Raw genomic sequence first — 11,812 nt, forward strand, 5'->3', positions numbered from 1 at the left:
ACCCTAACCCTCTCCCCACAGGGGAGAGGGGACTGCACGGTGCGGTCTTTTCACCCTCGCCCCTTTGGGGAGAGGGCCGGGGTGAGGGGATAAATACTACGGCTTCGTTGCAATCAGCACCGCACGCATCGGGGCCGGATAGCCTTCGATGGTTTTACTGTGATCGTCCGGGTCGAGGAACTGCTCCAGCGATTCGGTGATCATCCAGTCGGTGCGGCGCTGTTCCTCAACCGACGTCACGCACACATCGGCGATGCGTACATCGACAAACCCACATTTCTCCAGCCAGTTCTTCAGCGCCAGCGCGGAAGGGATGAAGTAAACGTTGCGCATCTGCGCATAGCGATCGCCTGGCACCAGAACGGCATGTTCATCCCCTTCGATGACCAGCGTTTCCAGCACCAGCTCACCGCCGCTGACCAGCTGATCTTTCAGTTGCCAGAGATGCTCCAGCGGGGAACGACGGTGGTACAGCACGCCCATCGAGAACACGGTATCAAACGCTTTCAGGGCAGGGAGTTGCTCGATACCCAGCGGCAGCAGGTGCGCGCGCTGGTCGTTACCCAGCAGCTTTCGCACCGCTTCAAACTGGCACAGGAACAGCTGCATCGGATCGATACCGACGGCCAGATGCGCGCCTGCGCCGATCATGCGCCACATGTGATAGCCGCTACCGCAGCCCACGTCCAGAATGGTGCGCCCGGTCAGGTCGGATAAATGCGGCAGAACGCGATCCCACTTCCAGTCTGAGCGCCATTCGGTATTGATGTTCACGCCGTACAGCGAGAACGGCCCTTTGCGCCACGGCATCAGGTTACGCATCAGCGTTTCAATGCGGTTGATCTGCCCGGCCGGGAGCGGCTCTTCGCTCTCCGCCGTCACGCTGTGCAGTAAATCCAGACGATGAGGCGTCAGTTCAGGCAGAAACTCCACGGCGTTGGACCACTGCTTCAACAGACCATGCTGCTGATCGCGCTGCCAGGTGGCAATTTGCGCAGGCAGGGTTTCCAGCCAGTGGGATAGGTGGTTTTTGGCAATCAGCTGATAGAAATTACCGAACTCGATCATGCTGCGTCTCCGGCTTTCAGCGCCACCAGAGAACCAAAATTAAAGCACTGGAACCACAGTTCGCTGTGTTCGAATCCGGCTTTGCGCAGGCGCGCTTTGTGGGTTTCAACGGAATCCGTCAGCATGACGTTTTCAAGCATGCTGCGCTTCTGGCTGATCTCCAGCTCGCTGTAGCCGTTTGCACGCTTGAAATCATGGTGCATATTGAACAGCAATTCGCCCACGCTGGCGTCTTCAAAGCTGAATTTCTCAGACAACACCAGCGCGCCGCCCGGGTTCAGACCCTGATAAATTTTATCCAGCAACCGCTGACGATCGTCCGGCACCAGGAACTGAAGGGTAAAGTTCAGTACCACCATCGAGGCGTTCTGGATGTCGATATCGCGGATATCGCCTTCCACCACCTCCACAGGCGTAGGGGCTTTATACGCGTCAATGTGGCGACGGCAGCGTTCAACCATGGCCGGTGAGTTATCGACAGCCACAATCTTGCAGCCTTCGTGATGAACGTTACGACGAATGGACAGCGTTGCCGCTCCCAGCGAACAGCCCAGGTCATAGACCTGCGTGCCGGGTTGAACAAAACGCTCCGCCAGCATGCCGATCATGGAGATGATATTGGAATAACCGGGAACAGAGCGCTGGATCATATCCGGGAAGACTTCGGCTACCCGTTCATCAAAGGTCCAGTCGCCCAGGCTGGCGATAGGCGCGGAAAAAAGCGTGTCGCGATCTGACATAACGTAAAAATCCGGGAAAAATAAAGGGGCATATTGTGCGCTAATGGAAGGAGAAAACCAACTCCCACGGCATATACCAAAGGTTAGCCAGCACCATCAGCAAAAGCGAGCACCAGGTCGCGCTCATGCCGGAACGACGCCAGCGGATCAGGCGGTGGTGAAAACCATAATAATGCATCAAACGCCCTGCAATCAGCAGCAGCCCACAGACGTGCACCATCCAGGTTTCAGCGCCATCCATCTCCATTAACAGCAGTAAAATTAACGCGACGGGAATGTACTCGACCGCGTTGCCGTGGATCCGGATTGCGCTTTGCAGCTCAGAAAAGCCCCCGTCACCGTAGGAGACGCGGTACTGCATTCTCAGGCGCACAACATCAAATGAAAATTTAATCAGCAGTAATGCACCTAACACCGCATACAGCGCGCTGACCATACTAACTCCCTGTTTTTGGCAGATGGCACGTCTCTATGATAGGGGGTGATTTCAGAAAAGAGAAGATTGTTGTGGGATGGACGGCGCGGGGCCAACCGACGGAACCGCCTGCTGCAAGGCCTGCCAGAGAGCATCGACCAGTTCAGGTGCCTGGGCAATATCCGGCGTATGTAAAAACAGGTACGGAGAGGTGGTTTGCTCCCATTTCGCGAGCGTTTGCAGCCAGACGGCGAACATCTCTTCATTCTGTTGCATGTTATCGCTGCCGATAAACCGCACCATCGGGTTCTGCGCGGTAACAATGGCGTGAACCGGTACTTTCGGTTTTTTGCGCTGGGCATCAACAACGGCTTCGCTGTGCGGGATTGCGCTGTGCACGGGGCGGCTGTCGAGGATCACGCGGTTGACCGATCGTTCATGCAGGCCGCGATTCAGCGCTTTCTCCGCGTCACCTTTGGCAAAGAAATCTGGATGCCTCACCTCCACACCGTACGTGAAATCGTGGGGCAGGGCGTCGAGAAACTGCCAGAGGGCTTGTAGATCGCGCGGGCCGAACGTGGCGGGAAGCTGGAGCCAGTACTGGCCAATACGGTTTGCCAGGGGCGACATCCGGGTGAAAAACTCGTGGGTTAAATCATCGCAGTTTCGCAGTGCGGCGTTGTGGGAGATGGTTGCCGGAAATTTGAAGCAAAAGCGGAAATCGTCGGTGGTTTGCTCGCGCCAGCGCTCGACGATCTCCGTGCGTGGCAGAGCGTACAGCGTGGTATTGCCCTCCACGCAGTTAAAGTGTCGGGCATACTCTTCAAGGCCAGTAATACCCAGGCGCACCCATTTCGGGTGCGACCACTGGGGCAAACCCACGTACATCATAGCGCGCTGAGGATCTCATCCGTGCTGCGCACGCGACCAATACGCGGGAAGATATGGGTCATGCTGCCCTGATGCTGATCCGCAGAGGCTGCGCTGCACGCATCTTCCGCTATCACCAGGTTAAAGCCCAGCTCCCAGGCGTTACGGGCGGTGGATTCCACACCGATGTTGGTGGAGATCCCGCACAGAATAATAGTGTCTATCCCGCGACGGCGCAGCTGGAGCTCCAGGTCAGTGCCATAGAATGCGCCCCACTGGCGTTTGGTGACTTCTACATCGCTGTCGCGTTTACCGAGTGAGACCGGGTATGTCCACCAGTTGTCCGGCAGCGCATGCGCCGGGGCCTGAGCATCAACTGGCTGCTTTAGCGCTTCGGCGAAATCAGTGGACCAGCCGACGCGCACCATGACGACAGGCGCACCGCTGGCCCGGCATTTTTCCGCCAGACGCGCAGCGCGGCTTACAACATCGTCAGCGGTGTGTGGACCACCGGCAAAAGGCAGGATCCCTTCCTGTAAATCAATGACCACAAGGGCGGTTTTGGTGGCATCAAGCGTTAACATTGTCACTCCAGTAAAATTAATTGCTTTTTTACACCTTACGACGGGATGGCCTGTTATCGGTCGGATAATTTTGTTAATTTTTGTGAGAATAGACAATAAGAGCACAGCAAACACGCGTCAGGCCGTGCTTCGCTCTTATCGTGCGGCAGAATTTCCAGTATAATAGCCGCCTTTTTTCATCCAGTTGTGACATACAGAAAGCTGCGACATCGTAGCCTGTAAGACAGGCGACAATCAGCCTGCGGCTAATTAAGGGATATCTCATGCGTACAGAATATTGCGGGCAGCTGCGTCAGTCCCACGTCGGGCAGCAGGTCACCCTGTGTGGTTGGGTCAATCGTCGTCGCGATCTTGGTAGCCTTATCTTTATTGATATGCGTGACCGCGAAGGTATCGTTCAGGTGTTCTTCGATCCGGATCGCGCTGATGCGTTGAAGCTGGCCTCTGAGCTGCGTAATGAGTTCTGCATTCAGGTGACGGGCACCGTGCGTGCGCGTGACGAGAAAAACATCAACGCCGACATGGCGACCGGTGCTATCGAAGTGCTGGCGTCCGATCTGGTGATTATCAATCGCGCAGAAGCGTTGCCGCTGGACTCCAACCACGTCAACACCGAAGAAGCGCGGCTTAAATACCGCTACCTGGATCTGCGTCGCCCGGAGATGGCTCAGCGCCTGAAAACCCGTGCGAAAATCACCAGCCTGGTGCGTCGCTTTATGGATGACCACGGTTTCCTCGATATCGAAACCCCGATGCTGACCAAAGCCACGCCGGAAGGCGCGCGCGACTACCTGGTGCCATCCCGCGTCCATAAAGGCAAATTCTATGCGCTGCCGCAGTCACCACAGCTGTTCAAACAGCTGCTGATGATGTCAGGCTTCGACCGCTACTATCAGATCGTGAAATGCTTCCGCGATGAAGATCTGCGTGCAGATCGTCAGCCAGAATTTACCCAGATCGATGTGGAAACCTCCTTCATGACCGCCGAGCAGGTGCGTGAGGTGATGGAAGCCCTGGTGCGTAGCCTGTGGAACGACGTGAAAGGCGTTGAGCTGGGTGATTTCCCAATCATGACCTTCGCGGAAGCCGAGCGTCGCTACGGCTCCGACAAACCAGACCTGCGTAACCCGATGGAGCTGGTGGACGTGGCAGACCTGGTGAAAGCCGTTGAGTTTGCGGTCTTTGCTGGTCCGGCTAACGATCCGAAAGGCCGCGTGGCTGCCCTGCGCGTACCGGGCGGTGCTGCGCTGAGCCGTAAGCAGATTGACGACTACGGCAACTTCATCAAGATCTACGGTGCGAAAGGTCTGGCCTATATTAAAGTAACCGAGCGTGCTAAAGGTCTGGAAGGCATTACCAGCCCTGTTGCGAAATTCCTGAATGCGGACATCGTGGAAGCTATTCTGGAGCGCACCGGCGCGCAGGACGGCGACATGATCTTCTTCGGCGCAGACAACAAGAAAGTCGTTGCGGATGCGATGGGCGCGCTGCGTCTGAAGCTCGGCAAAGACCTCAACCTGACCGATGAAAGCAAATGGGCGCCGCTGTGGGTGATCGACTTCCCGATGTTTGAAGACGACGGTGAAGGCGGCCTGACCGCGATGCACCACCCGTTCACCTCGCCAAAAGACATGACGGCGGCGGAACTGAAGGCTGCACCGGAAGATGCGGTAGCGAATGCCTACGATATGGTTATCAACGGCTACGAAGTGGGCGGCGGCTCCGTGCGTATTCACAGCGGTGAAATGCAGCAGACCGTGTTCGGCATTCTGGGCATTAACGAGCAGGAGCAGCGCGAGAAGTTTGGCTTCCTGCTGGACGCCCTGAAATACGGTACGCCTCCGCACGCGGGTCTGGCCTTTGGTCTTGACCGTCTGACCATGCTGCTGACCGGCACCGACAACATCCGTGATGTTATCGCCTTCCCGAAAACCACCGCAGCGGCGTGTCTGATGACTGAAGCGCCAAGCTTTGCCAACCCGGCCGCGCTGGCTGAGCTGGGCATTGAGGTGGTGAAGAAGGAAGAGAAAAACTGATATGGCATATAAGCGTCCCGTTTCGGTTCTGGTGGTCATTTATGCAGAAGACTCGAAGCGGGTGCTGATGTTGCAGCGGCGCGACGATCCTGATTTCTGGCAGTCGGTTACCGGCAGTCTGGAAGAGGGAGAGTCCGCGCCGCAGGCCGCCGCGCGTGAAGTAAAGGAAGAGGTCGCCATTGACGTTGCTCGCGAGCAACTGACCCTGAAGGACTGTCAGCGCACGGTGGAGTTTGAAATTTTTAGCCATTTACGTCATCGCTATGCACCGGGAATTGAGCGCAATACGGAATCGTGGTTCTGCCTTGCGCTTCCCCATGAGCGGGAGATCGTGTTCACGGAACACCTGACCTACCGCTGGGTGGATGCGGCGGATGCCGCCGCACTGACCAAGTCATGGAGCAACCGGCAGGCGATAGAAGAATTTGTAATTAACGCTGCCTGAGAAGGCGCGATTTTTGGAGAACTTTTTATGGCAGGTCATAGTAAGTGGGCCAACACCAAACACCGTAAAGCGGCACAGGATGCCAAACGCGGTAAAATCTTTACCAAAATCATTCGTGAGCTGGTAACAGCGGCGCGTCTGGGTGGCGGCGATCCGGCCTCTAACCCACGTCTGCGCGCGGCGGTGGATAAAGCCCTGTCCAACAACATGACGCGAGACACCCTGAACCGTGCAATCGCACGTGGCGTGGGCGGTGATGAAGACGCGAACATGGAAACCATCATTTATGAAGGTTACGGTCCTGGCGGTACGGCGGTGATGGTAGAGTGCCTGTCCGACAACCGTAACCGTACCGTTGCGGAAGTGCGCCACGCGTTCACCAAAACCGGTGGTAATCTGGGCACTGACGGTTCCGTTGCTTACCTGTTCAGCAAAAAAGGCGTCATCTCCTTCGAGAAAGGCGACGAAGATGCGATCATGGAAGCGGCGCTGGAAGCCGGTGCGGAAGACGTAGTGACCTACGACGACGGCGCTATCGATGTCTACACCGCATGGGAAGAGATGGGTGCCGTGCGCGATGCGCTGGAAGCGGCAGGTCTGAAAGCGGATAACGCTGAAGTGTCCATGATCCCTTCCACAAAAGCGGACATGGATGCAGAAACCGCACCGAAACTGCTGCGTCTGATCGACATGCTCGAAGACTGCGACGACGTGCAGGAAGTGTATCACAACGGTGAAATCTCTGATGAGGTTGCAGCGACTCTCTGATGAGAGCCTGTAAACCGTTTACGGGAGACGCGTGATGTCGATTATCCTCGGGATTGACCCCGGCTCACGCGTCACCGGGTATGGCGTTATCCGTCAGGTGGGACGCCAGCTAACCTACCTCGGCAGCGGCTGTATTCGTACCAAAGTGGACGATCTGCCGTCGCGCCTGAAGCTCATTTATGCGGGCGTGTCGGAGATCATCACCCAGTTTCAGCCGGACTTTTTCGCCATCGAGCAGGTCTTTATGGCGAAGAACGCTGACTCGGCGTTAAAGCTCGGGCAGGCGCGCGGCGTGGCGATAGTTGCCGCCGTGAACCAGGACCTGCCAGTGTTTGAATACGCGGCCCGTCAGGTTAAGCAGACGGTGGTGGGCATAGGTAGCGCGGAGAAAAGCCAGGTGCAGCACATGGTGCGTACCCTGCTGAAGCTCCCGGCGAACCCGCAGGCCGACGCCGCCGATGCGCTGGCCATTGCGATTACCCACTGCCACGTCAGCCAGAACGCGATGCAAATGAGTGAGTCGCGGCTCAATCTGGCGCGAGGCAGATTACGATAATGACAAATCAGGCTGGATGTTTATCCAGCCTTTTTTTATTATGTCGGCAGTTAATTTCATCCAGAACGCAGGAGCGTCACGTGATAGGCAGACTCAGAGGCATCATCATTGAAAAACAACCCCCGTTAGTGCTGCTGGAAGTGGGTGGCGTGGGCTATGAAGTCCATATGCCGATGACCTGCTTCTACGAGTTGCCGGAGGCGGGCAAAGAGGCGGTTGTCTTTACCCAGTTTGTGGTGCGTGAAGACGCTCAGCTGCTGTACGGATTCAATAACAAACAGGAACGCACCCTGTTCCGCGAATTAATCAAAACCAACGGCGTCGGGCCCAAGCTGGCGCTGGCGATTCTGTCCGGTATGTCAGCGCCACAGTTTGTGAATGCCGTTGAGCGCGAAGATCCGGCTGCGTTAATTAAACTTCCGGGCATCGGCAAGAAAACCGCCGAGCGCCTGATTGTCGAGATGAAGGACCGCTTTAAAGGTCTGCATGGCGATCTGTTCACTCCGGCAGCCGATCTGGTGCTGACTTCACCGGGCGGGCCAGCGACGGATGATGATGCCGAGCAGGAAGCGGTTGCCGCGCTGGTGGCGCTGGGCTATAAACCTCAGGAGGCCAGCCGTATGGTGAGTAAAGTTGCCAAACCGGATGCCAGCAGTGAAACTCTGATTCGTGAAGCGCTGCGCGCTGCATTGTGAGGTAAAGGATGATTGAAGCAGACCGCCTGGTATCGGCAGGCACCATTCAGCCAGATGACGTGGTGGATCGCGCGATCCGTCCCAAACTGCTGGATGAGTACATTGGCCAGCCGCAGGTTCGTTCTCAGATGGAGATTTTCATCCAGGCGGCAAAGCTGCGCGGCGATGCGCTCGATCACCTGCTGATTTTTGGTCCGCCGGGGTTAGGTAAAACCACCCTGGCGAATATCGTCGCCAACGAAATGGGCGTTAACCTGCGTACCACCTCCGGCCCGGTGCTGGAGAAAGCAGGGGACCTGGCGGCGATGCTGACCAACCTCGAACCGCATGACGTGCTGTTTATCGATGAAATCCACCGCCTGTCCCCGGTGGTGGAGGAAGTGCTCTATCCGGCGATGGAGGATTACCAGCTGGATATCATGATCGGCGAAGGCCCGGCCGCGCGCTCGATCAAAATCGATCTGCCACCGTTTACCCTGATTGGCGCCACGACCCGCGCCGGCTCGCTGACCTCACCGCTACGCGACCGTTTTGGTATCGTGCAGCGTCTGGAGTTTTATCAGGTGCCCGATCTTCAGCATATTGTGGGGCGCAGCGCGCGCTACATGGGGCTGGATATGAGCGAAGAGGGAGCGTTTGAAGTGGCAAAACGTTCCCGCGGTACGCCGCGTATCGCCAACCGCCTGCTGCGTCGCGTGCGTGATTTTGCCGAGGTGAAACACGATGGCACCATTTCGGCTGACATTGCTGCGCAGGCGCTGGATATGCTGAACGTTGATGCCGAAGGCTTTGACTATATGGACCGTAAGCTGCTGCTGGCGGTGCTGGATAAGTTCTTTGGCGGGCCGGTGGGGTTGGATAACCTGGCGGCGGCAATTGGCGAAGAGCGTGAGACTATCGAGGATGTGCTGGAGCCGTATCTGATCCAGCAGGGCTTTTTACAGCGTACCCCGCGTGGTCGTATGGCGACGGTGCGGGCGTGGAATCATTTCGGCATTACGCCGCCCGCGATGCCGTAAGTAGCGATTAATGGTAGCCCCGGTAAGCGAAGCGCCACCGGGGACATGCTGACTACTGCGCGGTCTTCTTCATCATACTGAAAATAAACAACACCGCCGCGCACAATACCACCGACGGCCCTGCTGGCGTGTCATAGAACGCCGAGAAGGTTAAGCCGCCCGTCACCGCGATCATTCCGATAATCACCGCGATACCGGCCATTTGCTCCGGCGTACGCGCAAAACGACGCGCCGTGGCGGCAGGGATTATCAACAGCGACGTGATGATCAGCGCGCCAACAAATTTCATCGCCACCCCGATGGTTAACGCCGTCACCAGCATCAAGAGCAGCTTCACGCGCTGAAGCTTCACGCCGTCGACAAAGGCCAGATCGGGGCTGACGGTCATTGCCAGTAAATTCCGCCACTGCCACAGCAGGATCCCGAGCACCACCACCACGCCAATGGCAATCGAAATCAGATCTTCGGGCGTGACGGCCAGCAGATCGCCGAACAGATAGGCCATCAGGTCCACGCGGATGTTGGACATCAGGCTCACCACCACCAGGCCCAGCGACAGGGCGCTGTGCGCCATAATGCCGAGCAGGGTATCAATGGCCAGGTGAGGGCGTTTTTCCAGCCAGACCAGACCGGCGGCCAGCAGCAGCGTGACGACAATCACCGCATAAAAAGGGTTCACGTCCAGCAACAAACCAAACGCGACACCCAGCAATGACGCATGGGCCAGCGTATCGCCGAAATAGGACATTCTGCGCCAGACGACAAACGAGCCGAGTGGACCCGCGGCGCAGGCAAGCATAATCCCGGCCAGCCAGCCGGGCAATAACAGTTCAATCATGAGTGTCCATTTCCCCGACGCAGGACAATTCGTCCCTGTAAATCATGGCGGTGATTGTGATTATGGCGATAGATGCCCAGCTGTTCGGCGCCACGATGGCCAAACATGGAGATAAATTCGGGGTGCATTGACACCACTTCCGGCGTGCCGGAACAACAGATGTGATGGTTCAGGCACAGCACTTCGTCGGTTTTGGCCATTACCAGATGCAGATCATGGGAGACCATCAGCACCGCGCAGTTAAGCTCCCGACGGAGCTGGTCGATAAGATCGTACAGCGCAACCTGACCGTTGACGTCGACACCCTGCGTCGGCTCGTCCAGGACCAGCAGCTGAGGGCTGCTGAGCAGGGCGCGGGCAAGCAATACGCGCTGGGTTTCACCGCCCGACAGCTTTTGCAAAGGCGCCTCAACAAGATGTCCCGCCTGAACGCGTTTTAGCGCCGGTAGGATATCCGCTTTACGCGTACCGGGACGGAGACGCAGGAAGCGGCTCACCGTCAGGGGCAGGGTGGCATCAAGATGTAATTTTTGCGGCACATAGCCGATACGCAATTTGTCCTCGCGGACGATAACACCTGCGTCAGGGGCTACCAGGCCTAATACGACGCGCACCAGCGTCGATTTGCCTGCACCGTTAGGGCCGAGCAGCGTGAGTATTTTGCCGGGCTTCAGATTCAGCGACACGTCAGAAAGGACGCGGCGCTGGCCGAATGAGACCGAAACATTTTCAAGAGAAACTAAAGTCGTCATGTCAATTTAAGCTTGCAGAAGTCATCGAATGTTATAATATCACATTCCACGCATTCATTACGATGATTAGTCGCATTATGTTACAGAAAAATACGCTTCTTTTCGCAGCTTTATCCGCTGCTCTTTGGGGGACAACAGCACAAGATGTTAACGCTGCCGTTGTCGCTTCGCTTAAACCACTTGGCTTTATCGCCGCTGCCATCGCCGACGGTGTGACGGACACAGAGGTTCTTCTGCCTGACGGGGCCTCCGAGCATGATTATTCTCTGCGTCCGTCTGATGTAAAACGCTTACAGAACGCGGACTTAGTCGTCTGGATTGGTCCTGAGATGGAAGCGTTCATGCAGAAATCCGCTAAACAGGTCCCTGCGGAGAAACAGGTGACGATTGGTGAGCTGTCCGCTGTGAAACCGTTGCTGATGAAAGGGGCTGAGGACGAGGGCGACGAACACGACCACGACCATGCTCATGGCGAAAAAGGTGACGACCATCACCATCACGGTGAATACAACATGCATCTCTGGCTCTCCCCAGAGATAGCGCGGCTTACAGCGGTTGCAATCCACGACAAATTAGTGGAACTTATGCCGCAAAGTCGAATCAAACTCGACGCCAACCTGAAGGATTTTGAGGCTCAATTAGCCGCAACCGACAAACAGGTAGGTAACGAGCTCGCACCGCTTAAAGGAAAAGGGTACTTCGTTTTTCATGATGCCTACGGGTATTACGAGAAACATTACGGTCTGACCCCATTGGGGCATTTTACCGTCAACCCTGAAATTCAGCCTGGTGCGCAGCGTTTACATGAAATCAGAACACAGTTGGTTGAGCAAAAAGCGACATGCGTTTTTGCTGAGCCACAGTTCAGGCCAGCGGTCGTAGAAGCCGTGGCCAGGGGAACATCCGTGCGCATGGGAACCCTTGACCCGCTAGGTACGAACATCCAGTTGAGCAAAGCGAGCTATTCGCAGTTCCTCAGCCAACTGGCGAATCAGTATGCGAGCTGCCTGAAAGGAGATTAACGAG

General features: G+C 56.6%; 14 protein-coding genes. 7 read left to right on the forward strand and 7 right to left on the reverse strand.

The annotated features are described in order from the left end of the window. Positions 1 to 96 precede the first annotated feature (96 nt). From cmoB to ACOT1A_RS01020, 5 genes are read right to left on the reverse strand one after another with little or no spacing between them, the layout of a single operon-like run. Positions 97 to 1,068 (reverse strand): tRNA 5-methoxyuridine(34)/uridine 5-oxyacetic acid(34) synthase CmoB, encoded by a 972-nt coding sequence (gene cmoB, locus ACOT1A_RS01000; protein WP_015570275.1) that lies wholly within the window; start codon positions 1,066 to 1,068, stop codon positions 97 to 99. After that, the gene (cmoA, locus tag ACOT1A_RS01005) at positions 1,065 to 1,808 is read right to left on the reverse strand and encodes a carboxy-S-adenosyl-L-methionine synthase CmoA (protein WP_003859735.1); all 744 of its coding nucleotides are present in this window, start codon (positions 1,806 to 1,808) and stop codon (positions 1,065 to 1,067) included. Before cmoA ends, cmoB begins: the two co-directional genes overlap by 4 nt. A 40-nt stretch (positions 1,809 to 1,848) precedes the next feature. Further along, positions 1,849 to 2,244, reverse strand: coding sequence for an MAPEG family protein (locus ACOT1A_RS01010; RefSeq protein ID WP_003859737.1), 396 nt, complete (start codon positions 2,242 to 2,244; stop codon positions 1,849 to 1,851). Between the two features lie 51 nt (positions 2,245 to 2,295). Beyond that, positions 2,296 to 3,114 carry a DUF72 domain-containing protein gene (locus tag ACOT1A_RS01015; protein ID WP_276169821.1) on the reverse strand — a complete coding sequence of 273 codons (819 nt, stop codon included), beginning with the start codon at positions 3,112 to 3,114 and terminating at the stop codon, positions 2,296 to 2,298. After that, a complete protein-coding gene (locus tag ACOT1A_RS01020; RefSeq protein WP_023300447.1) occupies positions 3,111 to 3,677 on the reverse strand; it encodes a hydrolase in 567 nt (188 codons plus the stop codon). The genes ACOT1A_RS01015 and ACOT1A_RS01020 overlap by 4 nt, the downstream gene beginning before the upstream one ends. Positions 3,678 to 3,940: 263 nt before the next feature. On the opposite strand from ACOT1A_RS01020, the gene aspS reads away from it, so the two are divergent. From aspS to ruvB, 6 genes are all read left to right on the forward strand, one after another. Beyond that, complete coding sequence (aspS, locus tag ACOT1A_RS01025; protein ID WP_023300446.1) at positions 3,941 to 5,713, forward strand: aspartate--tRNA ligase; 1,773 nt, start codon at positions 3,941 to 3,943, stop codon at positions 5,711 to 5,713. A 1-nt stretch (position 5,714) separates the two neighbouring features. Continuing rightward, complete coding sequence (nudB, locus tag ACOT1A_RS01030) at positions 5,715 to 6,158, forward strand: dihydroneopterin triphosphate diphosphatase (RefSeq protein ID WP_023300445.1); 444 nt, start codon at positions 5,715 to 5,717, stop codon at positions 6,156 to 6,158. A 27-nt stretch (positions 6,159 to 6,185) separates the two neighbouring features. After that, positions 6,186 to 6,926, forward strand: coding sequence for a YebC/PmpR family DNA-binding transcriptional regulator (locus tag ACOT1A_RS01035; protein WP_003859747.1), 741 nt, complete (start codon positions 6,186 to 6,188; stop codon positions 6,924 to 6,926). A 34-nt stretch (positions 6,927 to 6,960) separates the two neighbouring features. Then, a complete protein-coding gene (gene ruvC / locus ACOT1A_RS01040; RefSeq protein ID WP_014884319.1) occupies positions 6,961 to 7,482 on the forward strand; it encodes a crossover junction endodeoxyribonuclease RuvC in 522 nt (173 codons plus the stop codon). Positions 7,483 to 7,562: 80 nt separating this feature from the next. Then, complete coding sequence (ruvA, locus tag ACOT1A_RS01045; RefSeq protein ID WP_022648487.1) at positions 7,563 to 8,177, forward strand: Holliday junction branch migration protein RuvA; 615 nt, start codon at positions 7,563 to 7,565, stop codon at positions 8,175 to 8,177. Positions 8,178 to 8,185: 8 nt separating this feature from the next. Beyond that, positions 8,186 to 9,196, forward strand: coding sequence for a Holliday junction branch migration DNA helicase RuvB (gene ruvB, locus ACOT1A_RS01050; protein ID WP_006811035.1), 1,011 nt, complete (start codon positions 8,186 to 8,188; stop codon positions 9,194 to 9,196). A gap of 52 nt (positions 9,197 to 9,248) precedes the next feature. Here ruvB and znuB read toward each other — a convergent pair whose 3' ends face one another. Continuing rightward, complete coding sequence (gene znuB / locus ACOT1A_RS01055; RefSeq protein ID WP_022648485.1) at positions 9,249 to 10,034, reverse strand: zinc ABC transporter permease subunit ZnuB; 786 nt, start codon at positions 10,032 to 10,034, stop codon at positions 9,249 to 9,251. Then, positions 10,031 to 10,786: a zinc ABC transporter ATP-binding protein ZnuC gene (znuC, locus tag ACOT1A_RS01060; RefSeq protein ID WP_003859757.1), complete on the reverse strand. Its 756-nt coding sequence runs from the start codon at positions 10,784 to 10,786 to the stop codon at positions 10,031 to 10,033. The genes znuB and znuC overlap by 4 nt, the downstream gene beginning before the upstream one ends. A gap of 77 nt (positions 10,787 to 10,863) precedes the next feature. Between znuC and znuA the strand changes: the two genes are divergently transcribed. Next, on the forward strand, positions 10,864 to 11,808 hold the full coding sequence (gene znuA, locus ACOT1A_RS01065) for a zinc ABC transporter substrate-binding protein ZnuA (RefSeq protein ID WP_032622452.1): 945 nt from the start codon (positions 10,864 to 10,866) through the stop codon (positions 11,806 to 11,808). Positions 11,809 to 11,812: the final 4 nt, after the last annotated feature.

Source organism: Enterobacter cloacae complex sp. SYL003 (assembly GCF_049236925.1).
GTDB classification, from domain to species: domain Bacteria; phylum Pseudomonadota; class Gammaproteobacteria; order Enterobacterales; family Enterobacteriaceae; genus Enterobacter; species Enterobacter intestinihominis.

Bases quoted from the DNA above. Each gene is read 5' to 3' on its own strand.
- cmoB (WP_015570275.1), bottom strand. From the start codon at position 1,068: ATGATCGAGTTCGGTAATTTCTATCAGCTGATTGCCAAAAACCACCTA.
- cmoA (WP_003859735.1), bottom strand. From the start codon at position 1,808: ATGTCAGATCGCGACACGCTTTTTTCCGCGCCTATCGCCAGCCTGGGC.
- ACOT1A_RS01010 (WP_003859737.1), bottom strand. From the start codon at position 2,244: ATGGTCAGCGCGCTGTATGCGGTGTTAGGTGCATTACTGCTGATTAAA.
- ACOT1A_RS01015 (WP_276169821.1), bottom strand. From the start codon at position 3,114: ATGATGTACGTGGGTTTGCCCCAGTGGTCGCACCCGAAATGGGTGCGC.
- ACOT1A_RS01020 (WP_023300447.1), bottom strand. From the start codon at position 3,677: ATGTTAACGCTTGATGCCACCAAAACCGCCCTTGTGGTCATTGATTTA.
- aspS (WP_023300446.1), top strand. From the start codon at position 3,941: ATGCGTACAGAATATTGCGGGCAGCTGCGTCAGTCCCACGTCGGGCAG.
- nudB (WP_023300445.1), top strand. From the start codon at position 5,715: ATGGCATATAAGCGTCCCGTTTCGGTTCTGGTGGTCATTTATGCAGAA.
- ACOT1A_RS01035 (WP_003859747.1), top strand. From the start codon at position 6,186: ATGGCAGGTCATAGTAAGTGGGCCAACACCAAACACCGTAAAGCGGCA.
- ruvC (WP_014884319.1), top strand. From the start codon at position 6,961: ATGTCGATTATCCTCGGGATTGACCCCGGCTCACGCGTCACCGGGTAT.
- ruvB (WP_006811035.1), top strand. From the start codon at position 8,186: ATGATTGAAGCAGACCGCCTGGTATCGGCAGGCACCATTCAGCCAGAT.
- znuB (WP_022648485.1), bottom strand. From the start codon at position 10,034: ATGATTGAACTGTTATTGCCCGGCTGGCTGGCCGGGATTATGCTTGCC.
- znuC (WP_003859757.1), bottom strand. From the start codon at position 10,786: ATGACGACTTTAGTTTCTCTTGAAAATGTTTCGGTCTCATTCGGCCAG.
- znuA (WP_032622452.1), top strand. From the start codon at position 10,864: ATGTTACAGAAAAATACGCTTCTTTTCGCAGCTTTATCCGCTGCTCTT.